Source organism: Xanthomonas sp. BRIP62411 (assembly GCF_003993525.1).
GTDB classification, from domain to species: Bacteria; Pseudomonadota; Gammaproteobacteria; order Xanthomonadales; family Xanthomonadaceae; genus Xanthomonas; species Xanthomonas euroxanthea.
Genome location: NZ_QEZI01000008.1, coordinates 388114 through 414349, shown reverse-complemented (window position 1 = coordinate 414349; position 26236 = coordinate 388114). Strand labels below are relative to the sequence as shown.

Sequence of the window (26236 nt, the reverse complement as noted above, 5' to 3'; positions counted from 1 at the left end):
CCGCGCCATGACCGATCCGCAGTGGAAGCCCGAAACCATCGCCGTGCACGGCGGCTATCAGCCAGATCCCACCACGCGGGCGGTGGCGGTGCCGATCTACCAGACCGTCGCCTACGCATTCGACGATACCCAGCATGGCGCAGACCTGTTCGACCTCAAGGTGCAGGGCAATATCTACAGCCGCATCATGAATCCGACCAATGACGTGCTGGAGCAGCGCGTGGCTGCGCTGGAAGGCGGCATTGGCGCGTTGGCGCTGGCGTCGGGGCAGGCTGCGGTGACCTATGCGATCCAGACCATTGCCGAGGCCGGCGACAACATCGTCTCCTCCAGTGCGTTGTATGGCGGCACCTACAATCTGTTCGCGCATACCCTGCCGCAGTTCGGCATCGGCACGCGCTTTGCCGACTATCGCGATCCGCAGGCGTTTGCCGGCTTGATCGATGAACGCACCAAGGCGGTGTTCGTCGAGTCGATCGGCAACCCGCGCGGCAACATCACCGATATCGAGGCGGTGGCGGCAGTGGCGCACGCGCACGGCGTGCCGCTGATCGTGGACAACACCGTAGCCACGCCGTCGCTGCTGCGGCCGATCGAGTTCGGTGCCGACATCGTGGTGCATTCGCTGACCAAGTATCTGGGCGGCCATGGCAACAGCATCGGCGGGGCGATCGTGGACAGCGGGCGCTTTCCGTGGGCGGAGCACAAGCAGCGGTTTCCACGCCTCAACGAGCCGGACGTGAGCTATCACGGCGTGGTGTACACCGAAGCGCTGGGCGATGCCGCCTACATCGGCCGTGCGCGCGTGGTGCCGCTGCGCAATACCGGCGCGGCGTTGTCGCCGTTCAATGCGTTCCTGATCCTGCAAGGCATCGAAACGCTGCCGCTACGGATGGAGCGCATCAATGCCAACACGCTGGCAATAGCAACCTATCTGCAGCAGCACGCGCGGGTTGCCTGGGTCAATTACGCCGCGCTGCCGGATCATCCGGAGCATGCATTGGCGCAGAAGTATCTGGGCGGGCATGGCTCGGGCGTGCTGACCTTCGGCCTGCCCGGCGGTCGTGCGGCAGGCGCGCGTTTTCTGGATGCGCTGCAGTTGTTCACGCGGCTGGTGAACATCGGCGATGCGAAGTCGCTGGCCACGCACCCGGCATCGACCACGCACCGTCAGCTGGGCCCGGCCGAGCTGGAACATGCCGGCGTCAGTGAAGACACCGTGCGGCTGTCGATCGGCATCGAACACATCGACGATCTGCTGGCCGATCTGGAGCAGGCGCTGCAGGGAGCATGAGGTTGTACGCCCGCCTTTAAGCGCAGGAACGCAGAGCCTCGCTCTCTTCGGGGCACCAAGGCACGGGCTGCTTGCCAGCTTCACCTGCGCCTTGGTGCGCCCGCGCTGCTGGCGCGGGCCGGGGCGCGGAGTGGGAGTGGGTACGGCGATGCACGATGCCTGTGGGTACTGGCTTCGGTAGGGGCGGCAGCGCGGCCGGGGACTGGCTCCTCGGCTCGGTCAGACATCCTGTCTGACTCGCCGCCGCGGCACATCCGTGTGCCGCTCTCCGCCAATCCCCGGCCACGCTGCCGCCTCGGCACGTCGCTTCCATGCCCTGGAAACCTTGAACAAGCCGGCAACGCGTGATTTGAAGCTCCCGTTACTGTTGGGCACCAATGCACGGGTTGCGCGCCAGCTTCACCTGCGCCTTGGTGCGCCCGCGCTGCCGCCTCGGCGCGTTGCTTCCATGCCCTGGGAAATTCCAGCACCCCACCGACGCGTGGCTGGATTTGGGGCGTGCCGACGCGCGGCGCCTGGCCGGTTGCCAGAGCGCGCCGGTGCCCCTGGCCAATCCTGCTACCATGCGCGCCCCTGAGGTGACTGCCGCAGTTGCGGTTGTTTAAACGGGAATCCGGTGCGTAGATCGCCTTGGCGAGCTGCAATGCCGGAGCTGCCCCCGCAACGGTGGGCGAGGTCAGGTGCCGCATTACGCCACTGTGCAGTCGCATGGGAAGGCGCGGCATCGGAGGCGCAGGCTTCCACTCGCGAGCCCGGAGACCGGCCTGAGGGATTGAACCGGCACGCGGTGGGCGTGGCCTTGCTCGTCTGGCGCTGCGCGTTGGACGCCTGGCCCGTTGCTGCCTGCCGCCCCATTGCCCCCGCGCGGGTAGGCGCGGTTCCAGGAGCAGCAGTCGATGTCCCTTTCTTCCGTTTTGCCGCGTCGTGCGGTGCTGGCCGCAGGGCTGTCGCTGTGCGTGGCCCACCTGGCCCACGCCGAGGCTGCCATCGATCTCGACCAGGTCGTGGTCACCGCCTCGCGCACTGCGCAGACCCAGGACCAGACGCTGGCGCCGGTCACGGTGATCGACCGCGCGCAGATCGAGCGTCGCCAGGTCAATTCACTGCAGGACCTGCTGCGTGGCGAGGCCGGCGTGGCGCTGGCCAACAACGGCGGCCCGGGCAAGCCGACCTCGCTGTTCCTGCGCGGCACCGAATCCGACCAGGTGGTGGTGTTGATCGATGGCGTGCGCATCGGCTCGGCCACCTCGGGCGGCGCGGCGTTGCAGGACGTGCCGATCGAGCAGATCGAGCGCATCGAAATCGTGCGTGGCCCGTTCTCCAGCCTGTACGGTTCCGAGGCGCTGGGCGGGGTGATCCAGATCTTTACCCGCCGCCCGCAAGGCCGCTTCGTGCCGACCTTCAGCGCGGCGGCCGGCAGCGACAATGCGCGCCGCTATAGCGCGGGCGTGGCCGGGCGGAGTGAGGGCGATCCGAGTGAGCGCGGTGGCTGGTACTCGGCCAACGCGGTGCATGACGAAACCGATGGCATCAACGCGTATCTGGACACCAGCTCCAGCGACTACGATCCGGATCGCGATGGCTACCGCAACGATTCGTTGAGCTTGCAGGGCGGCTGGCGCCTCAATCGCCAGTGGGATGCCGACGTGCACGGCCTGCGCGCGCAGAGCCGCAACGAATACGACGGCTCGGCTTTCGGCGGCAACCTGTCCAAGGGCGTGCAGCAGGCGGTCGGCGGCCGCGTGCGTTATGCGCCCACCGATGCGCTCAAGCTCACCGCCAGCGTCGGCAGCAGTTCCGACTTCAGCGATGCGTATTACGACGGTGCGTATGTGTCCACCTATGACACCCGCCGCAAGCAGGGCGCGTTGCAGGCCGATATCGCTGCCGGTGCGGGCCTGCTCACGGTCGGCTTCGATTGGCAGCGCGATGCCATCGCCAGCAGCGACACGTACAATGCCGACAGCCGCATCGACCGCGCCGCATTCGCGCAGTGGCAGCAAAGTTTCGGTACGCAGTCGGTGCAGGCCAGCCTGCGTCGCAACGACAACAGCCAGTTCGGCGGCAAGACCACCGGCAGCCTGCTGTGGGGCTGGGATGTTGCCGAGCATCTGCGCCTGACCGCCAGTTACGGCACCGCGTTCAAGGCGCCGACCTTCAACGAGTTGTATTACCCCGATTTCGGCAATCCGTTGCTGGGGCCGGAAACCTCCCGAAGCGCCGAGCTCGGCCTGCGCGGCAGCTACGACTGGGGCACCTGGACGCTGCGCGCGTTCCAGACCCGCATCGACGACCTGATCGCCTACGACGCGGCGCTGGTGGATGCGGCGCATCCGTTCGGGCAGCCGAACAACATCGACCGGGCGCGCATCCGCGGCGTGGAAGCCGGCTACGACACCGAGCTGGCCGGCTGGACCGTGCGCAGCGCCTTGACCTGGCTGCAGCCGGAAGCCGATGGCGGCATCAATCAAGGCAACTGGCTGCCGCGGCGTGCGCGGCAGAGCGGGCGCATCGATGCGGACCGCAGCGTCGGGGCATTCGGCGTCGGCGCGAGCCTGTTCGGCTCCGGCAAGCGGTTCGACGATCTGGCCAACACCGAGCGCCTGGCCGGTTACGGCTTGCTGGATCTACGCGTGAGCTATGCAGTGACTGCCGACTGGAAGGTCTCGCTCACTGCCAACAACGTGTTCGACCGCCAGTACGAAACCGCACGCTGGTATGCGCAGCCGGGGCGCAATTATCTGCTGACCCTGCGGTATCAAGCCGCGCAGTAAGCGCGGCTGGTGCACCGGCGATGGCCGCTGAGCGGCCTCGCGCGCCGGGCACCGACGCGGGTCCTGGAAGACACGCAGTGGCAGATTCGGGCGCAGGCGCGAGGCCCTGCTCGCCACCCTGCCGCAACTGCCGGGGCGGATCGTGCCGGTCAGCAACCAGGTGGGGCAGGGCAGCGTGCCGGTGGGCGAACTGACGCGTCGATTTGTCGATCAGGCCGGCCGGCTGCACCAGGCATTGGCGCTACAGTGCGAGCCTGTGGTGCTGGTGTGGCAGGTGTGCCGATGGTTCTGACGGGAGAGGTGGTGTGACAAGCGATTGGATCCATGGTGCCTGCGCGATGCCGGACGCGCGCGTACGCGCGGCTGCGCTGGCGCGGCAGGAACAACTGACCAAGCCGCCCGGCGCGCTGGGCCGGCTGGAACAGCTGGCGGTGCAACTGGCGGCCTGGCAGCGCAACGAACACCCCACCGTGCAGCGGGTCTGGATCGCGGTATATGCCGCCGACCACGGGGTCGCCGCAGAAGGCGTGTCTGCGTTTCCGCAGGCGGTCACCGGCGAGATGGTGCGTAATTTCGCCCGGGGCGGCGCCGCCATCGCGGTGCTGGCGCGCGAACTCGGTGCACGCCTGGAAGTGGTGAACCTGGGCGTGGTCAACGACCCGGGCGAGTTGCCGCGGGTGCGGCGTGCCTGGATCGCGCCAGCCAGCGCCAACATCTGCGAGCAGCCGGCGATGACCTCCACCCAGTTGCGCGATGCACTGGCCGCAGGCGCCGAAAGCGTTGCGCAGGCAAGAAGTTGCGACACGCAGCTGTTTGTCGGTGGCGAAATGGGCATCGGCAACACCACCTCGGCCGCGGCACTGGGCTGCGCGCTGCTGTCGCAGTTTCCGCAGGCGATGGCCGGTGCCGGTACCGGGCTGGATGCCGAGGGCATCGCCCACAAGGCCACCGTGATCACCCGTGCGCTGGCCTTGCATGCCGATGCCTCCACCGCGCTGGAGCGGCTGCGCCGGTTGGGCGGCTTCGAGATCGCCGCGTTGGTCGGCGCCTACATCGCCGCGGCGCAGGCCGGGATTCCGGTGCTGGTGGATGGCTTCATCAGCACCGCCGCAGCGCTGGTCGCCACCCATCTCAATGGCGGCGTGCGCGAATGGCTGCTGTTCGGGCATCGCTCGCAGGAGCGCGGCCATGCCGCCTTGCTGCGCGCACTCGACGCCGAACCGCTGCTGCAGCTGGATCTACGCCTGGGCGAGGCCAGCGGCGCAGCGGTGGCGATTCCGCTGTTGCGCCATGCCTGCGCCTTGCACAACGGCATGGCGACCTTTGCCGAAGCCGGCGTGTCCGACGCATGAGTGCGTAGATCGGCGTGCTGCGCGACGGCCACACCGGTCAGCGCAGCGGCCGTGGCCAGCTCGACGACCCGCTCGCTGCACCGGGCTGGCAGCAACTGCGCGCGGCCACCGCCGACCGCGCATGGGGCGCGGTGGTCGCCTCGACGCTGCAGCGCTGTGCCTTGTTCGTCATCGAACTGGCCAGCGCGCGCGCTGCCGCTGCAGCCGGATCCGGGGTTGCGCAGGTATCCCTTCGGCCACTGGCAGGGCCCGCCGGCGGCCGACATCGATCGCGCTGACGGCGCCGCGCTGGGGCGCATCCAGTCCCTGGCGTTGCAAGCGAGCTGAGCATACGGGGTGTTCCTGGCGGGGCCGCACCGCCTATCGACGGTGACGTGCATCCGGCGCACGCGCCGCAGCCAGGCCGTTTCAACGTGGACGCCTGCGGCGCGCTGTCTGCGCCAGGGCGCGCCACCGACACTGCGCAAGATCGGGACCGCAGGCGGCGCCGATCTGCGCGATGCTGGGGCCGCCCATCAGGAACCGCCCATGCCAGCAGCCACCTCGGTCGTCTTCAACCGCCAGCGCAGCGTCGAGCGCGTCGTCGCCCATCTGCAGGCCCGCATCCGCGCCGGCGAACCGCTGCCGGACCTGGCCGCATTGGCGGCAGTGGCGCAGCAATCGCCGCATCATTTTCATCGGGTCTATCGCGCACTGGCCGGCGAAACCCTGGGGCAGACCATCGCGCGGCTGCGCCTGAGTCATGCGCTGCATCTGCTGGGCGAGCAGGCGACATCGGTCACCGAGGTGGCGCTGGCGGTGGGCTATCACACCCCGCAGGCGCTGGCACGCGCGTTTCGCACCGTGCTGCAGGCCAGCCCGAGCAGCTTGCGCAACGCGCCCGCCGTGCGCGCGCAGAAACTGCAGCAGCTGGCCAGGCCCTCGGTGCCGCCGCAGGTGTCCGGCGCGCCCCTGCAGGTGCTGGTGCAGGTGCTCGATCCGCTGGAAGTGGTGGTGTTGCGCCAGCGTGGCGCCTTCGACGACCTGGACCGTGGCTTCGGCCGCATCGCGGCCTGGGCCGAGCGGGTCGGTGTGATCGCGCAACTGCAGTCCTTGATCGGCCTGCCGCTCAGCGACCACCGCGACATGCCGGCGCATCGGCACCTGTTCGAATGCGGCATGGTCATCGACGCCGCCCTGGCACCGCCCGCGCCGCTGCAACTGCGCCGGCTCGACGGCGGCACGCATGCGGTGTTGCGACACATCGGTGCGTATGCCGGTATCGAAGACGCACTGGACCTTCTGCTCGCGCAATGGTTACCACACAGCGGCTACGTCTTGCGCGCCGCGCCGCTGCATTACCTCTACCTTGACGACCCGGAAGCAGTGGCAGAGGCAGCGTTGCGTGCAGACATCCGCGTGCCGGTCCAGCCTTCGACCGACGCCGTTGCCGCCGCCTGAGCCGCCGCCGGCAGGAACACCATCTGCGGCGGCGGATGCATCAGGAACTGCTGGTGCGAAATATTCCAGGCATATGCGCCGGCCAGCGGGAAGGCCAGGCAGTCGCCCGGTGCCAGCGCGGCGACGTGCTGGTTGCGCGCCAGCACGTCCTTGGGCGTGCACAGCTGCCCGACCAGGGTGACCGGGGTGTCGCGCAGCACCGGGGCATGCGCGCCACGCAGCACACGGAAGGGGTGATCGTGCCCCTGCGCGGCCGGGGTGCGGAAGTGATGGGTGCCGCCGCGGGCGATCGCAAACCACGCGCCGTGGCTGCGCTTGAGGTCCAGCACGTCCATCAGGTACCAGCCGCAGCTGGCGCTGACATAACGGCCGGGCTCCAGCCGCAGGCGCAGCGCCTGGCCGTGTTCACGCAGCAAGCCAGGCAGGCCGGCGCAGAAGCCGGCCCAGTCGAACGAGGATTCCGGCGCCAGATAATCCACCCCGAAGCCGCCGCCGGCATTCACCCGCAACGGGCCGAGCCCATAGCGTTGCCGCCACTGCTGCACGGTGCGCAGGTAGGCGGCGATCAGATGCAGCTGCGCGCCGGCGTCGCGCTGGTGCGACATCAGGTGGAAATGGAAGCCCTCCAGCCGCAGCGAGGGGCTGGTCCGCAGGCGCTGGATCGCCGCATCCAGATCGTCCGGGTCCAGGCCGAACGGCGAGGGCTGCCCGCCCATCATCAGGCGCGTGCTCTGCGCACCGGGCACGGCGATGTTCATGCGCAGGAATACCGGCACGCAGCGGCCGGCCTGCGCCGCGATCGCGGCCAGGCGTTCCAGCTCGCCCAGGCTTTCCACATGCACGGTGCAGTCGGGCAGTGCGGCGGCCTGGGCCAGTTCGGCATCGAGCTTGCCCGGGCCGCCGAACAACAACGCGGCCTGGGGTTGTTGCCGATGCAGCCAGGCCAGTTCGCCGCCGGAGGCCGCCTCGAAGCCATCCACGTGCGGGGCGAGCGTTTGCAGGATCGGTGGCTCCGCATTGGCCTTGGCCGCGTAGAACAGTTCGCACGCTTCGGGCAGCTGCGCGCGCATCCATGCCGCATGCGCATCCAGAGCGGCCAGGTCGTAGACGTAGGCGCACAGCGGGCCATCGCTTTGGTTGCGGATGCCCGGCAATGCCTGCATCACTGCGTCACCATCGATGCGCAGGCTCATGCCGCCACCCGCCGTGTCGCCGCGCTGCGTGGAATCGGGTTGGGCAGCGCGGTGTAGTCGGATTGGCGGTCGGCGCGTTGCCACAGCCGCGTGCCCAGGTTGTTCTTGCCGGGCAGCGGCGCGCCCTCGAGCAGGCCCTGTAGTGCGGCCTGCGCGCCATGGCGCTGCTGCCAGCGCGCGGCGAGCTCGCCCACGCATTGCCACAGGCGCGCGTCCAGCACGGCATCGCCTTCGCTCAGGTGGAAGATCGCCTCGGCCAGATTGTTGACCAGCGCGCAGTACGCCACGCGATTCCAGCCCTGTTCCGGCGTGTAGTACAGCGATTGCCGCGCGCGTTCGCCCACACCCTGCAAGCGCGTGGCAGGCCAGTGGTGCGCGAGCAGCTTGGTGCCTTCCAGGTCGCGGATCCACACCCGCGTCGGCCAGCCGTCGGCAAACCCGATCACGGTGTTCTGCAGATGCGGTTCCAGCGCAATGCCGTGCTGGAACAGCGCGCTCCATACGCCATCCAGCAGCAGGCCGGCATAGGCGCGGAACCACAGCAGCGTGGCGGTGTGGCGATCCAGCTGCGCGCCACCCAATGCCTGCAGCCTGGACGCACACACGCTGTTGCCCTGCGCATCGCAGGTGAACAAGGCCGCGGCCACCTGCGGCTGCCACCGCGCCCGCTGCGCGGCAGTCAGGGTCTGCCGGTACAGGATGCCGAAGCTCTCCGACAGGCCACGCGCCGCCAACGGGTCGGCATCGTGCAGGGCGGGATCGAGCTGGGCGACCTCCAGCGAGGTCGCCGCAGGCTCCAGCATCACGTCGAAGCCCGGCACCTGCGCTGCCAACGCACGCCAGCTCGGCGCCAGCAGCTCGGTCAGCGCGACCGCACTTTCCAGCTCGTACCAGGCGTTCTTGCGCACGCAGTTGGTCAGGCGCACATGCACCGAGCATTTGAGGAAATAGTCCAGCTCCGGGTGATACAGCGTGCGCACCGACGAGGTGGGCCGCAGGGCGTCGCCCAGCGCACCGACCGGCGTGATCAGGCCGCGCCCCTGCAGGGTGCGCAGCAACGGATCGTCGAGCAGGCGCTGCGCTTCCCACGGATGACAGGGATACAGGTCGTCGTCGCCGGAGAGCTGGCGCAGGCTCGCGCGCACATCGCGGCCCTGCATGCGCAGCAGCCGTGGGTCGATGCGGAACCAGAACAGCTGGAACGCGGCGCGCGCTTCCGGCGCGCAGGCCAGCACCTGCGCCAGGTCGACGCCTTCGCGGCTCTTGGGCGTGGGATGCAGGGCATGCCCCCACAGCATCGATTGTTCGGCGTCGATCATCGCCTCGCCGGTCGGCGCGGTGCGGTGCGCCTGTCTCAATAACGCAGCGGTGACCGCCACGCTGTTGGCGCTTTGCGCGAGCAGTTCCGGATTGACCGCCTGCGTGCTGCCCAGCGCCTGCATCAGGCAGCGCGCCAGGGCATGCGCGTCCAGGCTCTGCCACGGTTGTCCCGCGCCCTTGAGGAACGGCGTGAAGGCAAAGCGGCAGCGGCCCAGGCGATCGGCGTAGGCAATGCGCACGCACAGCACACCGGCATCGCCCAGATCGATCCGCAGCCAGCGCTGCTCGGCCACGCGCGGGCCGGGCCGATCCAGGCCGCGATAATCGAAGTCCACGGCGCGTTGCGGAATCGCGAACTCGCGCAGGTAGCAGTTCAACCAGCAACTGCAGGCCTGCGCGTCGGCCATGCTGTCGTACCAGGGGTCATGCATCGTGTGCGGCGACATCGGTCGATCTCCTCGAAGGGAAGCGCACCAGGACGGTGAGCGCAGCGGCCGCCGCAGCCAGCGCGGCAGCCAGGAAGGGGGTGGCGGGGCCGGCCGCCTGGGTCAGCGCGCCGGCAGCGGCACCGGCAAACACGCCGGCCCATTTGCCGCAGGCGTCGAAGCGGCCGAACAGGCGCCCGGCGCCATGCCCGCTGGCGACCTGCGCCAGGCGGCGGTTGAGCCCGCGCAGGCCGAACAACATGCCCAGGCCGAACAACAGCCGCGCCGCTGCCAATGCGACGGCGTCGTGCAACAGCGCCTGCCACAGGCAGGCCACCGCAAACAGCACCAGGCCGGGCACCAGCCAGGCGTCGCCATCGCCGCGCCGCCACCACGGCAGCACCACCAGGTAGACCAGGTGCGGCAGGCTGTAGAGCAGGCCGGCCAGCGCATCGTGGCCGGCACCGCGCGCCAGCGCATACGGGATGAAGTAGGGGAAGGTCACCACCATCGCGAAGCAGAACAGGAATTGCGCGACCAGCAACGCCGGCCACAGGGCGCTGGCCGTCGTGGCGGTCCGTGCTGACGCCGACAGCGACGCGGCAGCGTCTGCGGAGGGTGTTGACCGCGCAGGGGACGCTGCCGGCCGCACCGCAGGCCGGTCGGCCGGCAGGCGCCAGGTCAGCGCGCACGCCAGCAGCGGCAACAGCGCAAGCGCGCGATACAGCGACTGCGCCGGGCCAAGCGCCACTGCCAGGCCCAGCAACGCCGGCGCGCTGACCATCGCCAGGCGTGCCGAGTACTGCGTCCAGTCGAGCGCGCGCGCCAGCGGGCCGGCCTGCGGCTGGCTGGCCAGGTACGCATTGGCCGCCGCCAGCGAGCCGCCGCAGGTGCCTTGCACGATCAGGCCGATCACCAGCCAGCTCAGCGACGGCGCAAAGCCGGCGATCGCAAAGCCCAGCGCCAGGCCCAGCTGCGCACGCAGCAACGAACGCTTGCGTCCATAGCGGTCGGCCAGGCGCCCCCAGGTGCCGGCCGTCAACGCGGTGCACAGCGTCGGCAATACGTACAGCACGCCGCTCCAGCCAACCGCCGCCGAAGGCGCCAGTTCGGCCAGCACCTGCGGCAGAAACAACGGCATGCCCAGTGCGGTGAAGGCGGCCAGGTAGTGCGCCGCCAGCACCGGGCCCAGGATGCGCTTCATCGCGGGGCACCCGCCTGTTGGCGCGGCATCTGCTGTGCGCCGGCGAAGGCGGCGCCGAAGGGATTGGGCGCGCTATCGCCGTAGAACTTGTTGATGTCGCTCGCACCGGTCAGCTGTTTGCTGAGCAGGCTGCCGGCGCTGAGCAGGTACTTCACCGGCAGCCGCGGTGCGGCCAGCAGGCGGCGTGCGGGGCCGGTGTCGATGCCGTCGCGGTCCAGCTGCGCCAGCGTCGCTGCAAACTGCGTCTGCAACTGCGCGTACAGTGGCGCGCGCAGCGCGGGCTGCCACTCGGCCAGGCCTTCCAGCACCGCCTGCAGGTCCAGCTGCAGCACGATGGTGCAGAACATCCGCGCCAGGGCATGCGGTTCGTCCACCGCGATGCGCGCATCGTGCAGCGGACCCAACGCGTCCAGATCCGGCAGCTGTGCGCGCAGTTGTGGCAGCGCGATGCGCGCGGCGTCGTTGTCCTTCATCAGCAGCCGCGTCGCCTGGCCATCGGCATACACCAGCACGCTGTTCTGCTGATTGGCTTCCAGCGCGATGCCGTAGCGCAGCCACAGGCGCAGATGCACCGCCAGCATCAGCTCGGTGTGCTCGCGCCACCAGCCGAGCACATCGCCGTGCGCAAAGCGCTCGGCCAGATGGATTGCCATTGGCCGGCCGTCCGGCAAGAGCGCGCACAGCGCGGCCACCGGCACCAGCGTGGCGTCGTCCAGCGGTGGGTAGCGCCGCAGCAGATAGGCCAGGTGGCGCGCCTGTCCCACGTGCCCGCCGTGCGATTCGTCCACGAACACGCAGCGGCCGCGCAGTGCAGGATCCCGCGCATCGATGCGGCGCAGTGCGCGCTCCAGCCAGTGACCGTCGTACAGCGTGGAGGGCTTGATCAGGCGCAGGTTGAGCGCGCCCAGCGTGCGCATCGGGATCGGCAGCTTGAGATGCAACTGCGGATGCTGCAGTGGCACCAGCGTGCGCACCGACAGGCTGGGGCGCACCTGTAGCCAGGCCTGCGGCGCGCGCAGGCTGCCCGCCGGCAACGCAAACCCATCCTGCTCCAGCCGCGCCCACACCAGCGGATGCACCGGCCAGGCAACGTGCGTGTCGGCCAGTTCGGGTGCCAGGCCCAGCGTGGCGAAGTCCGGCCACAGCTCGTCCGGCGCGGCGCCGGTGCAGCTGACCTGCGCCCGCGGAATCGCCAGCCAGCGCAGCGCGAAGCTGGGCGCGAACTCGGGCGCGTAATCGCGCAGTTCCGAGGCCTCCAGCCCGGCCTTGGCGCGTGCGGTCGGATAGAACGGATGGTCGCGGTAGCTGGCCAGTTGATCGCAGCGATACGCACGCTCGGCTGCATCCGGATGCTGCAATGCGTTGAGCAACGCAGGTGCCTGGGCATCGAAGGCCTGCCGCGCCAGGCCCAGGTGGGCGGCGGCGCACTCGGCTTCTTCGGCATAGGCGCGATGCAGCTGTTGCGTCTCCACGTCCAGTTGCGCGCTGATGCGCTGCAGCCAGGCCTGCGCACCGCGTTCGACATGCGTGCCATCGGCGCTCTGCACGATCCAGCTGTCGCCGCAGGCACCGATGTCCTGCAGATAGCCCTGCCGATGGATCGGCAACCACAGCGTGCCAGCGGGCAGGTGTGCGATGCGCCACCAGCCCTCCACCGGGCTGGGGTCGGTCCATGCCGCCAGCACGCTTGCCTCGGGTGTGGCGGCGCTGCCGCGCGAGGCGATCCCACGCAGGTCCTCGCGCAGGCAGGCATCGATGATGCGGGTGGCGATGTAGCGCTGGTCGGCGGCGCTGCTCATGCGCGCAGCTCCGCGCCATCGATCCGCCATTGCAGTCCCGCTTCGGCATGCACCACCGCCTGTTGCAGCGCCTGTGCATCGCTGGCTACTGCGCTCAGCACACCCAGGTAATCCTTGTTGGAATGGCTCAGGCGGATGCGCTCGCCGGGCGCACGCATGCGCCGGTAGTGCACGTCGCTGTGCGCATCGTGGTGGCGGCGGTCTTCGCTGGCGGCCACCAGCTCGCCGTCCTGCTCGGCCACGTAGTAACGCAGCAAGGCATGGGCGCGATCGCAGCGCAGCTGCGGCAGCGGCAGGCCCAGGTGCGGTGCCAGCGCGGCGGTGAACCACTGCCTGCCGAACATGTCGTCGAGCAGGAATTCGCGGCGGTCGCCGATGCTGCGGTAGTTGATCTCCACCAGCACCGGGCCGTCATTGGTGAGGATGAATTCGCTATGGCACAACCCGAAGCCGACACCGAAGCTGCGCAGCTGTTGCAGCGCCTGCGCAATCACCGGCGTGTCCACGCGGGCATCCCACTGCGCCTCGCATTCCACGAAATGCGGCGGCGGCGACAGCCGCACCTGGAAGCCGCCCAGCGCCTGCAGGGTGCGGCCGTCGCCCAGCGTTTCCAGCGTGAACAGCGCCCCTTCCAGCATGCCTTCCAGCAGCACGGTGCGCTGCGGATGGCGCTGCCACACATCGTCCAGATAGGCCTGCAACTGTGCGGCGTCTGCGCAGTGGCGCACATCCACACTGGCCACGCCCTCGCGCGGCTTGGCCACCACCGGCCACGGAATGCCGGCCGGCAACGCCGCACCCGGCGCCAGCGTGCAGAACCACGGTGATGGCAGTCCATGCGCGCGCAGGCGCTGACGCATCGCCGCCTTGTTCTTGGCCGCGTAACAGACCTGCCAGTCCTTGCCGGGCAGGCCAAGACCCGCTGCGACCAGCGCCGTGCTGGTCTGCAGATGATCGCTGTTGCTGAACACTGCGCGCGGTGACACATCGGCGTCGTGCAACGCATCCAGCACGCCGAGCGGGTTGAACACATCGCATTCGATCACCCGCTGCGGCGCATGCGCGGGGTGCTCGCGGAAATGGCTCAGGTGATCGAGTCGGTGATCGGTCAGCAGCCATACCGGCAGGCCGAGCGCATGCGCGGCCGGCAGGAAGCCCTCGGTGATGGCCGGATGGCAGACATGGGTGAGGATCACCAACGGTGCAGCGGATGTCGCAGTCATGGCAGCTCTCGTTCAACAGGACGGTGGAAAAACCGGTACTGAAACGGGCTGCCTGGCGCCGCGATGGCGGTGGGTGGCCTGCGATACGGTGATCGCATGCCGCATGCTGCGGCAGGGATGCGTGCCTCATGCACGCAGTCATGTCTGCGGCGCGCGCCAGCGCGAGCGCCGTTGCCGTCAGCCGACCGACGCCCCTGTACGTCGGTTGCTACGGCATGTGCCGGGTGGCAGGCCTAAAACGTGTACTCCAGCCCGGCGGTGACGGTGCGTGACGGTGCGGCCTGGCGGCCCCACGGGCTGGTATCCACACCGCGGAACCAGTACTGCCGATCGAACAGGTTGTTGATCGCCAGCGACGCGCTGAATTTTTGCCCATCGCGTTCGAACAGCGTATGGCTCACCTGCGTGTTCCATACCCAGTACGACGGCAACTCGCCGACCGAGGCGATGGCGTTCTCCTGCACGGTATTTGCCGCATCGCTGTAGGCCTTGCTGAAGTAGTAGCTCGACAGTGCGACAGTGGTGTGACCGAGCGTGTAGTTGCCGCCGAGGGTGATCTGGTTGCGCGAGGTGTAGGGCACGCGCAGCCCGCGGAATGCACCCGATTCCTGGCTGGCATCCAGATACGCATAACCGGCGTTGAGGGTGAGCGCGCGCAGGTTTTCCGGGCTCCATTGCAGTTCCAGCTCGCCGCCTTGATGGCGGGTCTTGCCGAGGTTGCGGAACATGCGCGTGGTGTTGTCCAGCTGGATCTGCTGATCGAAATCGATTAGATAGGCACCGAGTTGGATGCGGGTGCGGTCGTTGGGCTGGTAGCGCGTGCCGGCTTCGTAATTCCACGCCAGTTCGGCATCCAGGTTGTTGCCGAAGATGATCTGGGTGACCTGCGGCGCACGCAGCGAGCGCTGCCCGTCCGCATAGAAGAACCAGTGTGCGTTGGCCTGGAAACCCACCGTCAACCCCGGCAATACATCGCGGGTCTGGTTGCGCGTACGCAGGCCGGTGGCGCGATTGAAATAGCGCGAATCCAGCCGCTCATAGCGCAGGCCCGGGGTGATGGTCAGGCGTTCGTCGGGCAGGGTGATCGCATTGCTGACGTATGCGGCCAGGGCACGGTCTTCGAACTGCCAGTCACGCACGCTGGTGAACAGGCCATCGCGCAGGCGCAGATTGCCGACCAAAAAATCGATGTCCTCGTGCACCGCACGCACGCCGGCGGTCCACTGCTGACGCACGCCACCGGCATCGCCCATGCTCCAGCTCAGGCGCGGCTCGCTGCCGACCACGCGGAAGTCGCGCGGTGCGGTCTGGCGCAGTTGCGGCGGCAGGTCCGAACGCCAGGTTTCGGTGGCGGCCTGGCGCATGCCGACGATGAAGTTGCGGCTGCTGCGCGCGCTGAAGTTGGTCCAGGACAACCGGACATCTTTCAACGGGCCCCAGTCTCCGAACAATTGCTCGTAGCTCAACGATGCGCGCGTGGTACGCCCATCGAAGCTGTCCAGCGGGCGCGTGGACTGGCGCGGGTCGCGCCGGTAATCGTCCGGGCTGAGCGCGCCGGCCAGATCCATGTCGACCAGATAGCGTTGCACGCTGGCCTTGAGCAACTTGGTGTCGTCCAGCCACCACTCCGCACGCACGCGCAGATTGCTGATATCGGTATCGCTGTGCGCGCGCCAGTACTCGCCGTAAGTGCGATTGGCATCGACCTGCAGGCCGAGGTTGTCGGTGAGGTAGCCGCCGCTGCTGAGCGCGCTGTCCTGCAGGAACTGGCCCTGGCCGCCGGCGGTGACCTTGTGCGCCAGCGTGGTACTCCACTCGCTGGGGATCTCCTTGCTGACCAGATTGATCACCCCGCCGACATTGTTCGGCCCGTACTGCACGGCCGCGCCACCGCGCACGATATCGATGCGGTCGATCTGGTTCAGCCCCACCGGAAACAACGACAGGCTGGTCTGCCCGTACGGCGCCAGTGCCAGCGGAATGCCGTCTTCCAGCACCTGCACGCGGCCGCTGCGGCTTTCGTACAGGCCGCGCAGCATCAGCTGCGGCAACGCCCCGGTGCCGGTCTCGTCGAAGATCTTGATGCCCGGCACGCGCTGCAGGGCATCGTCCAGCGAGCGGTTGCCGCCATTGCGCAGTTGCTCGCGGTCGATCACCTGGCGGCTGCCGGCATAGCGCTGCACGTCGTCGGGCCTGGAACGCCCGAGCAGGCTGCCTTGCACCTGGATCGTGTCCAGCGCACGGATCGGCGTCTGCGCATCGGTGGCTGCCGCATCCGGCGACTCGGTGGCGAACGCCAACGGCGGCAGGGCCCACGTGGCCGCAGCGATGGCGATGGTCAGGGCGTGGAAACGGAACGTCGACATCTACGGCGTGCTCCTGCAGGCGGGTGGTGGAGTGGGTGCGGCGAAGCTGGCCAGGTGGCCGCGCAGTGCGCGTTGAATCAGCGCGCGGTCTTCGCCGGCCAGCAGCCAGCGCAGGTCAGGCTGTTGCAGCCAGTGCGCGCGTTGCGCGTCGGTGCGCGGATTGGGGCAGAACGGCACGTTGGCCGCAACGCAGTGCGCATGCAGTTGCAGCAGCAGCTCCCACACCTGTGGATGGGTCGGTTGCGGGCCCAGGCCCAGGTCTAGCGCAAGATCCAGCGCGCCTTCCATCACCAGTGCCACGCCGGGCAGCGCCAGCAGCTCGGACACTGCCGCAATGCCGGCGGCACTTTCGATCATCGGCACGATGCGGATATCGCGATTGGCCTGCGCGATGTAGGTGGGCAGGTCGACATTGCCGAAACCGGTGACGCGCCCGCCGGTGATGCCGCGCCGGCCCAGTGGCGGGAACCGTGCCGCGGCGATGGCATCGGCCAGTTGCGCGGCCGATTCGGCGCGTGGAATCACGATCCCGCGCGCGCCGGCATCCAGCACGCGGCCGATCAGTTTTTCGTCCACTTCCGGCACCCGCACCCAGGCTTCGCAGCCGGACAGCTCGCAGGCGCGGATGGCGTGTTCCAGGTCGTCCGGCGCGCGCAGCACGTGTTCCAGATCGAGCACCACAAAGCCGTAGCCGATGCGGCCCAGCAGCTCGCACAACTGCACGCTCGGCACTGCGTTGAGAACGCCAACCGCAAACGTCATGGATGAGGCCGCCAAGGAAACGGGCGCTCATCCTGCTCCGGATGGGAATGATTATCAAGTGGATTTGGTGGGCAGTTTTCGGTGCCCTGGTCGCAGTTCGATCAATGCACGGCTGCAAGCCGTTTCGCACTGAACCACCTGCGGGCAATAAAAAACCCGCAGGCGCTGCCGGCGGGTTTTCGTGTCGTGCAGCGCTGCGCCACCCCGCCTTGCGGTTACGACGCCGGTACCCGCAACGCCCGATACGGCGGCGTGGACATCACCATCTCGGCCAGCGAGTAGGCCAGCTCGCGTTCGGCCAGCACGGCGCCGTCGGCGCCATGTTCGAGCAGGTGCTTGACCTCGGTATCGCTGTGCGCGCGTGCCAGCAGCGTCAGCGACGGGTTGATCGCGCGCAGTTTGGCCAGCGCCTCGCCGGCTTCCAGCGGCTGCGGAATCGCCAGAATCGCGATCTTGGCATGCTCCGGGCGGGCTTCGGCCAGCACGCGGTCAGCCGCCGCGCTGCCGCGGATGCCGGGAATGCCGGCCGCATGCGCCTTGGCCACGTGATCGCCGTTGTCGTCGATCACCAGCACCGGCACGCCGCGGCTGCGCAGCAACTGCGCCAGCGCACTGCCCACGCGCCCATAGCCGATCACGATCGCATGGCCGTCCAGCGGCAGCGGCGGGCCGGGCGGCAGCTCCGGCTCCACCTTGGCCGGGGCGTCCTGCGCCTGCCTGGCCTGCCAGCGGTCCAGCCACGAGAACAGGAACGGGTTGGCGATGATCGACAGCAGCGCACCGGCCAGGATCAGGTCGCGCCCGGTTTCCGGCAGGATGGCCAGCTGCACGCCCAGCCCGGCCAGGATGAAGGAAAACTCGCCGATCTGCGCCAGGCTGGTGGAAATGGTCAGCGCCGTACCGGTGGGATGGCCGAACGCACGCACGATCACGAACGCGGCCAGCGACTTGCCCAGGGTCACGGTCAGGAACGTGGCCAGCACCTGCCACGGATGCTCGACCAGGATCATCGGGTCGAACAGCATGCCGACCGAGACGAAGAACAACACCGCGAATGCATCGCGCAACGGCAGCGAATCGCTGGCGGCCTTGTGGCTGAGCTCGGATTCCTTCAGCAACATGCCGGCGAAGAACGCGCCCAGCGCGAACGACACCCCGAACAGCGTGGCCGACAGGAACGCCACGCCCAGCGCGATGCCGAGCACGGCCAGGGTGAACAACTCGCGCGAGCCGGTGGCGGCGACCTTTTCCAGCGACCATGGAATCACCCGGCGGCCGACCACCAGCATCACCGCCACGAACGCCACCATCTTGAACAGCGTCAGGCCGAGCGCGGCCAGCAGCGAGGTGGATTCGCCGTCATGCGCCGCTGCCGGCGCGCCGCCGCCCAGCACCTCGGCCAGGGCCGGCAACATCACCAGCGCGATCACCATCACCAGGTCTTCGACGATCAGCCAGCCCACCGCGATGCGGCCGCGCTGGGTTTCCAGCAGGCGGCGTTCTTCCAGTGCGCGCAGCAGCACCACGGTACTGGCCACCGACAGCGCCAGGCCGAACACCAGGCCATGCATCAATGGCCAGCCCATGCTCCAGGCCAGTGCCCAGCCGAGCAGCGTGGCGACCACGATCTGCGCCAACGCGCCGGGAATCGCGATCCATTTCACTTCCATCAGGTCGTCGAGCGAGAAGTGCAGGCCCACACCGAACATCAGCAGCATCACGCCCAGCTCGGACAGCTGGTTGGCCATCGTCTGGTCGGCCACGAAGCCGGGCGTGAACGGCCCGACGCAGACACCGGCCAGCAGATAGCCGACCAGCGGCGAGAGTTTCACCTTCTGCGCGAGCGTGCCCAGCACGAAAGCGACCGCGAGGCCGACGGCGATGATGTCGATGAGGCTGGTGTCGTGATGCATTCCAATCCGTTGTGAGAGTGTCCGAGAGAGCGTCGCGGGCGCGACCAGCCAACGGCACTGCGCCGGGCATCGCCTGCGGGCATTGCGTGGTCATGGCTGGAGTCCGGCGCGGGGGGAACAGGACCGCGTTGCTGGTCCGGTTGGCCGGACGCCCATAGTACACAGCGCTTGATTAACGTGATGCGACACGCAGCGCATGCACGCACGCAGACGCATGCATCGGACCTCCGCGCGCATGGCGCAGCGCCCTGCGCACGCTGGCGCAGGCTGCGATGCACGGCGCATGCCCGGCACGCCGATTCAACATAGACGACACCGCTTCGCCCCTGCGCAAGGCCGCTGCGCAGGGGCGGCCGACAATCGGAGCCCCCAGTGGAGTGCCTGCGTTGTCCGGCAGGCCCACGCCCTCATCGCCCCTGTCGCGGGCGATGCCCTACGAGCCAGGCCATGCATCTCAGCGATTTCGCAACACCCCACTTCCGGCACGATCCCTATCCGACCTACGCACGGCTGCGTGACGAAGGGCCGCTGGTGCAGGTGGCGGACGGGCGGCTGATGTCCGGCCGCTACGCGGTGGTCGATCGGCTGCTCGGCGATCGCCGGCTCGGCCGCGATTACCTGCAAAGCATTCGGTTGCGTTACGGCGAGGCGGCGGTGCACCTGCCGCTGTTTCAGGGCATGAGCCGCATGTTCCTGCTGCTCAACCCGCCGCTACACACCCAGTTGCGTGGATTGATGACACAGGCCTTCGGTGCGCGGCAGATGGATGCCATGCGCCAGGTGGCCGGCGATATCGCCGCCGGGTTGATCGACGCTTTCCAGGCAAACGGCCACTGCGATCTGCTGACCGAGTTCGCGTTCCCGCTGCCGATCGCCATCATCTGCCGGATGCTGGACATCGATGCGGCCGATGCCACCACGCTGAGTCATGCGACCAGTGCCCTGGCAAAGGTCTTCGATCCGATGATGACGGCCGAAGAACTGCAGGCGACCAGTGTCGCCTACGACCAGCTGGCAGCATATTTCCACGACGTGATCGCGCAACGCCGCAGCGATGGCGGTGACGATCTGATCACGCGCTTCATCCAGGCCGAGGACAACGGCCGCCGCCTGAGCGATGAGGAGATCGTCTCCAACGTGATCCTGCTGTTCTTTGCCGGCCACGAAACCACCTCCAACATGATCTGCAATGCGCTGGTCGCGCTGCATCGGCACCCGCAGCAATTGCGCCTGCTGCAGGACACCCCGAGCCTGCTGCCCAATGCGGTGCTCGAGTGCATGCGTTACGACAGCTCGGTGCAGATCGCCACGCGCACGGCCTTGCAGGAGTTCGAGATCGAAGGCGTGGCGGTTCCGCAGGGCGCAATGCTGTACCTGATGCTGGGCGCGGCCAATCACGACAGCCTGCAGTTCACCGACCCGCAGGTGCTGGATATTCGCCGGCAGCAGGGCCGCGCGCTGTCCTTCGGCGGCGGCATCCACCATTGCCTGGGCAACCGGCTGGCCCTGATCGAGATGGAGGCCGCGCTGTCCTGCCTGCTGGCCCGTCTGCCGGCGCTGCGGCTGGAGCAGCGCGACACGCTGAGCTGGAACGACCGCGCCAACCTGCGCGGTGTCGACGCGCTGCTCGCCTCCTGGTGAGGTCGTCGGGCAATAGCAGCCAACAAACCCTCCCATACGCTGCACGGATGGCGGCAACGCGTTGACCACGCCCGCCGACGCACTGTGGCCATCAATACGGCGTTCAACGGGATACACACCATTGCGGTAGACGGCAAACAGCCGCTGCACGCGTGTTGCGATGGCCCCAACGACAAACACCGCCGAGCGATCGGCGGTGTTTGCGTGAGAGATGCGCTGATCGAAACGTTCGATCAGCACGTTGCAATCGAGCGTGGCGACCTAGAACCGATAGGTGACCCGGCCGTACCAGTAACGCCCGTTGAAACCGAACGGTGACAGCGACGAATACTGCAGGCCGCCGGCACGGTCGTCGTAGCCGGTGGTCAGCTGCGCCTTGGTCGGGTACTGGTTGGTGAGGTTGTCCGCGCCCACGGTGAAGGTGAACGCATTCCAGGTCTGGCTGGCGGCCAGGTTCAACAGCCAGCGCGCATCGTAGGTCTGGTCCTGGCTGCCATCGGCCGGGTCGCTGATGCGCTTGATCGATCCGTAGCGGGTGGCGTTGAAGTTCAGCGCAAAGCCGCCCAGCGTCCAGTCTGCCGCGGCCATGTACTTGGTACGCGGGGTGGCATCGGTGAGCAGGCCCTGGCTGGCCCGCCCGAAGTTGGGGTTGGACAGTTCCAGGATCGTGGTCTTGTTGTAGTTGGCGCTGGCGCTGAGGTTGAGCTTGCCGTAGCTGCCCAGGTCGGCGAGATAGCTGTTGATCCAGTCCACGCCACGGGTGCGGCTGGTGGCGCCGTTGACGAAGAACTGCACCGCGGCCACCTGGCCGATCGGCTGCGCCAGCTGCAGCTGGTCCGAGTACAGGATCTGGTCCCAGATGCGGATCTGGTAGACGTCCAGGCTGGAGGTGAAGTTGGCCGTCGGCTGCCACACGCCGCCCAGGCCGTAGTTGGTGGATTTCTCCGGGCTCAGCGGGCCGGCGCCCAGCGCCACCGCGACCGGGTCGGAGGTGCGGTAGGTGCCGACCTGCACCAGCTCGCCGTTCTGGATCAAGGTCACCACCGAGGCATAGTTCTGCTGTGCCAGCGACGGCGCGCGGAAGCCGTTGGAGATGGTGCCGCGCAGCGAGAAGGTATCGCTGAAGGCGTAGCGCGCCGACAGCTTGCCCGAGCGCGTGGAGCCGGCGTCGCTGTAGTTTTCGTAACGCCCGGCGATGCCGCCGGACAGCTTGTCGGTGATGTCCGCTTCCAGGTTGGCGTAGACCGCGTTGCTGTGGCGGCCGAACTTGCCGGCCACCGACGGCTCAAGCCCGGAGAACACCTGGGCGCCACCCGGATACGGTGCACCGTCGTCGGGATTGATGGTGTTGGGATCGAAGAAGTACGACGCCGGCGAGCCGGCGGTGATCTGGTAGCGGTCCTGGCGATGCTCGGCGCCGAAGGCCACATTGACCGGATACGCCAGGCCCCAGTCGAAGGACTTGTTGACGTCCAGGTTGATCGTGCCCTGTTCGGTTTCGAAGCCGCCGGAATTGAAGTTGGTCGGCGAGCTGCCGGTGGTGTAGTACAGGTTGGTATTGATGCTGTTGAGGATGTTGAAGTTCATGTCGTTCTTGCCGTAGGTGGCCGACATGTCCCAATTCCAGTCGCTCTCGGTGCTGCCCTTCAGGCCCAGCACCGCCGAGCGGTCATTGGTGGGGTTGTAGATCTGCGGCAGGAAGCCGTTCGGGTAGATCGCCTGCACGTTGCGCGCGGTGTTTTCAGCTGCGCGGTAGTAGCCGTTGGAGGTGACTTCGCGCCGGCTCATGCTGAGGTGGCCGTACAGCTCCAGGTTCGGCGAGAACGCATAGCCGAAGGCGGCCAGCCCCTGGTAGAACGTGGAGGCCGGGTCGCCGTGGCGCTGGTAAGGCACACCGCCCGGGTTGGGCGTGCCCGGCACGGTGGTGGCGCGGTTGGTGTTTTCGCCGCGGTTGGTGCTCATGGTGTTCTGGTAGTTCCACGACAGCCGCACCCAGCCCGGAGCGGTATCGCCGCCGCTGCCGCCGAAGGGCAGGCCGACCGAACCGTCGATGCCGTTTTGCTCGCCATCGCCCTTGTCCATGATGCCGCCATTGATCGACACGCTATTGCTGCCGGCATCGGCGCCATGCTTGAGCACGATATTGACCACGCCGGCGATGGCATCGGAGCCGTACTGGGCCGAGGCGCCGTCGCGCAGCACCTCGATGCGCGCGATCGCCGACATCGGCAGCGAGTTCAGATCGGCCGGTGCCGAACCGCGCCCGACGTACGGGTTGTAGTTGATCAGCGAGGAGGTGTGATAGCGCTTGCCGTCGACCAGCACCAGCACCGCATCCGGCGATAGCCCGCGCAGCGTGGCCGGCCGCGCGGCATCGTTGCCGTCGGAGATTGCCGGACGCGGGAAGTTCAGCGAGGGCAGCAGCTTGCCCAGCGCGGTGGCGATGTCGGTCGCGCCGGTGGCCTGCAGCGACTGCTCGGTGATGATGTCGATCGGCGATTCGGATTCGGCCACGGTGCGGTCGCTGACGCGCGTGCCGGTGACGATCAGCGTATCCAGGGTTTTCTGCGGCTGGGCAGGCTGCGATTGCGCACTGGCGGCAAACGTACAGACGGTGAGCGCGGCCGAGATCGCAAGCGAGAGTGCGTTGGAGGTGTGCATGGGGATGGAGACTCAAGGGGGATGATGGACGCAGCACTGCGCTGCGTGTAGTGCGGGGGAAGAGGACGGCGGACTGCGTGATCCGTGTCGCCTGCACGCAGCGCGTGTGCGCTGGCGGGATGGCGGGCACGGCAAGGACAACGGACTGCGACGCAGCGTCTGCTGCGTGGCGCATCCTTGCGAAATGAGGGGGGAACTTGCCCTGTCGCGACAATCGGACAGGGCGAGCGATGCTGCGGGCGTGCCGCCTGGTCTCAGCGACGTGGGGCTCGGCGATCGAGGTGCCGGTCGTTGCCGACCGGCACGTGGCGATTTACCACTTGTAGCTCACGTTGGCATACACCAGCGCGCCGTTGAAACCGAACGGCGAGGCGCTGCTGTACGGCAGGTAGGTGCGCGTGCCCAGGCCGGCTTCCTGGCGGTCGGGATACTCATTGAGCACGTTGTCGCCGCCGATGGTGAAGTTCCAGTCGTTCAACTTGTAGGACGCGGCCAGGTCCAGCGTCCACTTGGCCGCATAGGTCTGGTCGCTGCCGGCGTTGGTACCGAAGGTGCTGAACTCGCCCCAGCGCGTGGCGGTGCCGGTGAACGACCAGTTGCCCGGCGACCAGGTGCCGCCCAGGAAGAACTTGTCGCGCGGCGTGCCTTCGGTGATGCGGCCCAGTTCGGCGCGGCCGATGCGCACTGCACCCGGATCGATCGCTTCCAGCGCTGCCGGGTTGTCGGCGATCCGTTCCACTTCGGTCTTGTTGTAGTTGTAGCCGGAGGTCAGCTCCGCGCTGCCGCCGTCCAGGTTCCAGCGATAGGTGCCGACCGCATCCACGCCCTGGGTCTTGGTGTCCACCGCGTTGGTGAAGTAGCGCCCGCCACCGATGCCCGGGAAGCCATTGGCCTGCAGGTAGTTGCGCGCCGCATTGGAGGTGAGGTTTTCCGACAGCACGATGCGGTCATCGATCTCGATGCGATACGCATCGACCGTGATGTACAGGTTTTCGATCGGCTGCAGCACCACGCCAAGCCCGTAGTTCTTGGATTCCTCGGCCTTCAACGGCTCGGCGCCCAGTGCAATGGCGGCCGGGTTGTCGGTACGGAAGGTGCCGATCTCGAACGGGATCGCGGTGACCGTGCCGTTGGGCTGGGCCACGTTGAGGAACTGGGTGGCGATCGACTGGAAGTTCTGCTGCTGCAGCGACGGCGCGCGGAAGCCGGTGGAGGCAGTGGCGCGGACGGCCACCTTGTCGGTGAACGCATAGCGCAGCGACAGCTTGCCGGTGGCGGTGTCGCCGAAGTCGCTGTACTTCTCGTAGCGGCCGGCCAGGCCGGCGGAGAACTTGTCGGTCAGATCCGCTTCCAGGTCCACATAGGCCGAGTGGCTGTTGCGGTTGTAGTAGCCGGCGTCGGAGAGCTTGAAGCCCGGGAACACCTGTGCGCCCGGGATCAACGCGCCATTGGCCGAGGGAATGCCGCCGTTGGCCGAGGACGCCGCATCGCCGGGCGACTGGTTGAACTTCTCGCCGCGCCATTCCGCGCCGAAGGCCAGCGTGACCGGATACGCCAGGCCCCAGTCCAGGGTCTTGGTGAAGTCGGCATTGAGCACGTTCTGGGTGACTTCCAGCGTGCCGGCATGGAAGTTGGTCGGGCTGGCCAGGCCCAGGCTGTTGTTCAAGCTGTTGCGTACATCGAAGGTGAGATTGTTCTGGCCGTAGTTGTAGCTCAGATCGATGTTCAGGCCGCCTTCGGTGGAGGTCTTCAAGCCACCGACCCACGACACGTCCTTGCTGACGTTGTAGATCTGCGGCAGGAAGCCGTCCGGGTAGATTTCCGGGCGGTTGCGGTTGTCGCCGGCAAAGCGGAAGTAGCCGTTGGACAGCACCTCGCGGCGGCTGACCATGCCGAACGAGTAGAAGGTCAGGTAATCGGTGGGGCTGTATTCGCCATTGAACGAGATGGCGCCCTGGTCGATGTCCGGGTCGCCGTAACGCTGCTCCACGCGGCCCTGGAACGGCAGTGCGCGGTTGGTCTGGTCCGAATGCCCGGCCTGCGCGGCCAGGTGCACCTTGCCGGTGCCGGCGAAGCTGAAACCGGCATCGCCGGACAATTGATACTGCTCGCCGTCGCCGGCGCTGTACTTGCCGTAGCGGCCATTGACGCTGCCGCCTTCACCGCTGCCCTTGAGCACGATGTTGATCACGCCGGCGATGGCGTCGGAGCCGTATTGCGCCGACGCGCCGTCGCGCAGCACTTCGATGCGCTCCACCGCGGCGATCGGAATGGTATTGAGGTCGGCCGGCGACGAACCACGGCCCTGGGTATCGTTGAGGTTGATCAACGCAGTGCTGTGGTAGCGCTTGCCGTTGACCAGCACCAGCACCTGGTCGGGTGACAGGCCGCGCAGCTGCGCCGGGCGCACTGCATCCGAGCCGTCGGAGATGGCCGGGCGGGGGAAATTCAACGAGGGGATCGCGCGCGACAGCGCGGTCGCCAGCTCGGTGGTGCCGGTCGATTCCAGCGCCTGCGGCGAGATGATGTCGATCGGCGATGCCGATTCGGCCACGGTGCGATCGGCCACGCGCGTGCCGGTCACGATCAGGGTATCGAGGGTTTTCTGGGTGGGAGCTTGTGACTGCGCGACTGCGCTTGAAGCGGAAAACGACAGTGCAAGAACAACGGCAACTGCGAGTGGACTGGTCTTGCAATTCATGCGGTGACAACTCCGAGTGGGGAACGGATGCATCGCAGGGGCCCCCTTCCCGGGCCGCGTCCGTTGCGGCAGCTGCGGTGCGTTCCCAACCATTGACCACGCATAACCGCATGTCAAATTTTGGTTATGTTGCGCTTGCAACCGTCATCGCAAATATGCTTATGAAAA

General features: G+C 67.8%; 15 protein-coding genes, 2 pseudogenes and 1 riboswitch. Of the genes and pseudogenes, 7 read left to right on the top strand and 10 right to left on the bottom strand.

What is annotated here, in order from left to right; genetic code table 11:
• Positions 1 to 7 precede the first annotated feature (7 nt).
• The 6 genes and pseudogenes from EO139_RS06110 to EO139_RS06080 all read left to right on the top strand — a co-directional run bounded on the left by EO139_RS06110 (position 8) and on the right by EO139_RS06080 (position 6860).
• Positions 8 to 1294: an aminotransferase class I/II-fold pyridoxal phosphate-dependent enzyme gene (locus EO139_RS06110; protein ID WP_126969735.1), complete on the top strand. Its 1287-nt coding sequence runs from the start codon at positions 8 to 10 to the stop codon at positions 1292 to 1294.
• 559 nt (positions 1295 to 1853) lie between these two features.
• A riboswitch (cobalamin riboswitch) is annotated at positions 1854 to 2077 on the top strand.
• A 113-nt stretch (positions 2078 to 2190) separates the two neighbouring features.
• On the top strand, positions 2191 to 4068 hold the full coding sequence (btuB, locus tag EO139_RS06100; protein ID WP_126969733.1) for a TonB-dependent vitamin B12 receptor: 1878 nt from the start codon (positions 2191 to 2193) through the stop codon (positions 4066 to 4068).
• A gap of 97 nt (positions 4069 to 4165) precedes the next feature.
• A pseudogene (locus EO139_RS06095) lies at positions 4166 to 4377 on the top strand (bifunctional adenosylcobinamide kinase/adenosylcobinamide-phosphate guanylyltransferase); the annotation flags it as partial.
• Positions 4374 to 5420 carry a nicotinate-nucleotide--dimethylbenzimidazole phosphoribosyltransferase gene (gene cobT / locus EO139_RS06090; RefSeq protein ID WP_104650231.1) on the top strand — a complete coding sequence of 349 codons (1047 nt, stop codon included), beginning with the start codon at positions 4374 to 4376 and terminating at the stop codon, positions 5418 to 5420. The pseudogene EO139_RS06095 and the gene cobT, both read left to right, overlap by 4 nt.
• A gap of 8 nt (positions 5421 to 5428) precedes the next feature.
• Positions 5429 to 5717 (top strand): annotated as a pseudogene (locus tag EO139_RS06085) (histidine phosphatase family protein); the annotation flags it as partial.
• Positions 5718 to 5948: 231 nt separating this feature from the next.
• Entirely contained in the window at positions 5949 to 6860 is a 912-nt protein-coding gene (locus tag EO139_RS06080; protein WP_241235917.1) for a GyrI-like domain-containing protein, read from the top strand.
• Here the strand turns inward: EO139_RS06080 and EO139_RS06075 are convergent.
• The 8 genes from EO139_RS06075 to ybaL all read right to left on the bottom strand — a co-directional run bounded on the left by EO139_RS06075 (position 6764) and on the right by ybaL (position 19065).
• Positions 6764 to 8053, bottom strand: coding sequence for a type III PLP-dependent enzyme (locus EO139_RS06075; RefSeq protein ID WP_126969731.1), 1290 nt, complete (start codon positions 8051 to 8053; stop codon positions 6764 to 6766). The genes EO139_RS06080 and EO139_RS06075 overlap by 97 nt on opposite strands.
• Positions 8050 to 9819 carry an IucA/IucC family protein gene (locus EO139_RS06070; protein WP_126969729.1) on the bottom strand — a complete coding sequence of 590 codons (1770 nt, stop codon included), beginning with the start codon at positions 9817 to 9819 and terminating at the stop codon, positions 8050 to 8052. Before EO139_RS06070 ends, EO139_RS06075 begins: the two co-directional genes overlap by 4 nt.
• Positions 9797 to 11002 (bottom strand): MFS transporter, encoded by a 1206-nt coding sequence (locus tag EO139_RS06065; RefSeq protein ID WP_126969727.1) that lies wholly within the window; start codon positions 11000 to 11002, stop codon positions 9797 to 9799. The genes EO139_RS06070 and EO139_RS06065 overlap by 23 nt, the downstream gene beginning before the upstream one ends.
• Complete coding sequence (locus EO139_RS06060; protein WP_126969725.1) at positions 10999 to 12801, bottom strand: IucA/IucC family protein; 1803 nt, start codon at positions 12799 to 12801, stop codon at positions 10999 to 11001. Before EO139_RS06060 ends, EO139_RS06065 begins: the two co-directional genes overlap by 4 nt.
• Positions 12798 to 14024 (bottom strand): siderophore biosynthesis protein PvsA, encoded by a 1227-nt coding sequence (locus EO139_RS06055; RefSeq protein ID WP_126941869.1) that lies wholly within the window; start codon positions 14022 to 14024, stop codon positions 12798 to 12800. The genes EO139_RS06060 and EO139_RS06055 overlap by 4 nt, the downstream gene beginning before the upstream one ends.
• 233 nt (positions 14025 to 14257) lie before the next feature.
• Entirely contained in the window at positions 14258 to 16390 is a 2133-nt protein-coding gene (locus EO139_RS06050) for a TonB-dependent siderophore receptor (RefSeq protein WP_115677233.1), read from the bottom strand.
• Positions 16391 to 17152 carry an aldolase/citrate lyase family protein gene (locus EO139_RS06045; protein ID WP_126969723.1) on the bottom strand — a complete coding sequence of 254 codons (762 nt, stop codon included), beginning with the start codon at positions 17150 to 17152 and terminating at the stop codon, positions 16391 to 16393.
• A gap of 215 nt (positions 17153 to 17367) precedes the next feature.
• Complete coding sequence (gene ybaL, locus EO139_RS06040) at positions 17368 to 19065, bottom strand: YbaL family putative K(+) efflux transporter (protein ID WP_104650239.1); 1698 nt, start codon at positions 19063 to 19065, stop codon at positions 17368 to 17370.
• A gap of 447 nt (positions 19066 to 19512) precedes the next feature.
• Between ybaL and EO139_RS06030 the strand changes: the two genes are divergently transcribed.
• A complete protein-coding gene (locus tag EO139_RS06030; protein WP_126969721.1) occupies positions 19513 to 20706 on the top strand; it encodes a cytochrome P450 in 1194 nt (397 codons plus the stop codon).
• Positions 20707 to 20967: 261 nt separating this feature from the next.
• Here the strand turns inward: EO139_RS06030 and EO139_RS06025 are convergent, their stop codons facing one another.
• Positions 20968 to 23367 (bottom strand): TonB-dependent receptor, encoded by a 2400-nt coding sequence (locus EO139_RS06025; protein WP_115677229.1) that lies wholly within the window; start codon positions 23365 to 23367, stop codon positions 20968 to 20970.
• Between the two features lie 313 nt (positions 23368 to 23680).
• Positions 23681 to 26068, bottom strand: coding sequence for a TonB-dependent receptor (locus tag EO139_RS06020; protein WP_126969719.1), 2388 nt, complete (start codon positions 26066 to 26068; stop codon positions 23681 to 23683).
• Between the last annotated feature and the right edge of the window lie 168 nt (positions 26069 to 26236).

Bases quoted from the DNA above. Each gene is read 5' to 3' on its own strand.
- EO139_RS06110 (WP_126969735.1), top strand. From the start codon at position 8: ATGACCGATCCGCAGTGGAAGCCCGAAACCATCGCCGTGCACGGCGGC.
- btuB (WP_126969733.1), top strand. From the start codon at position 2,191: ATGTCCCTTTCTTCCGTTTTGCCGCGTCGTGCGGTGCTGGCCGCAGGG.
- EO139_RS06080 (WP_241235917.1), top strand. From the start codon at position 5,949: ATGCCAGCAGCCACCTCGGTCGTCTTCAACCGCCAGCGCAGCGTCGAG.
- EO139_RS06075 (WP_126969731.1), bottom strand. From the start codon at position 8,053: ATGAGCCTGCGCATCGATGGTGACGCAGTGATGCAGGCATTGCCGGGC.
- EO139_RS06070 (WP_126969729.1), bottom strand. From the start codon at position 9,819: ATGTCGCCGCACACGATGCATGACCCCTGGTACGACAGCATGGCCGAC.
- EO139_RS06065 (WP_126969727.1), bottom strand. From the start codon at position 11,002: ATGAAGCGCATCCTGGGCCCGGTGCTGGCGGCGCACTACCTGGCCGCC.
- EO139_RS06060 (WP_126969725.1), bottom strand. From the start codon at position 12,801: ATGAGCAGCGCCGCCGACCAGCGCTACATCGCCACCCGCATCATCGAT.
- EO139_RS06055 (WP_126941869.1), bottom strand. From the start codon at position 14,024: ATGACTGCGACATCCGCTGCACCGTTGGTGATCCTCACCCATGTCTGC.
- EO139_RS06050 (WP_115677233.1), bottom strand. From the start codon at position 16,390: ATGTCGACGTTCCGTTTCCACGCCCTGACCATCGCCATCGCTGCGGCC.
- EO139_RS06045 (WP_126969723.1), bottom strand. From the start codon at position 17,152: ATGACGTTTGCGGTTGGCGTTCTCAACGCAGTGCCGAGCGTGCAGTTG.
- ybaL (WP_104650239.1), bottom strand. From the start codon at position 19,065: ATGCATCACGACACCAGCCTCATCGACATCATCGCCGTCGGCCTCGCG.
- EO139_RS06030 (WP_126969721.1), top strand. From the start codon at position 19,513: ATGCATCTCAGCGATTTCGCAACACCCCACTTCCGGCACGATCCCTAT.
- EO139_RS06025 (WP_115677229.1), bottom strand. From the start codon at position 23,367: ATGCACACCTCCAACGCACTCTCGCTTGCGATCTCGGCCGCGCTCACC.
- EO139_RS06020 (WP_126969719.1), bottom strand. From the start codon at position 26,068: ATGAATTGCAAGACCAGTCCACTCGCAGTTGCCGTTGTTCTTGCACTG.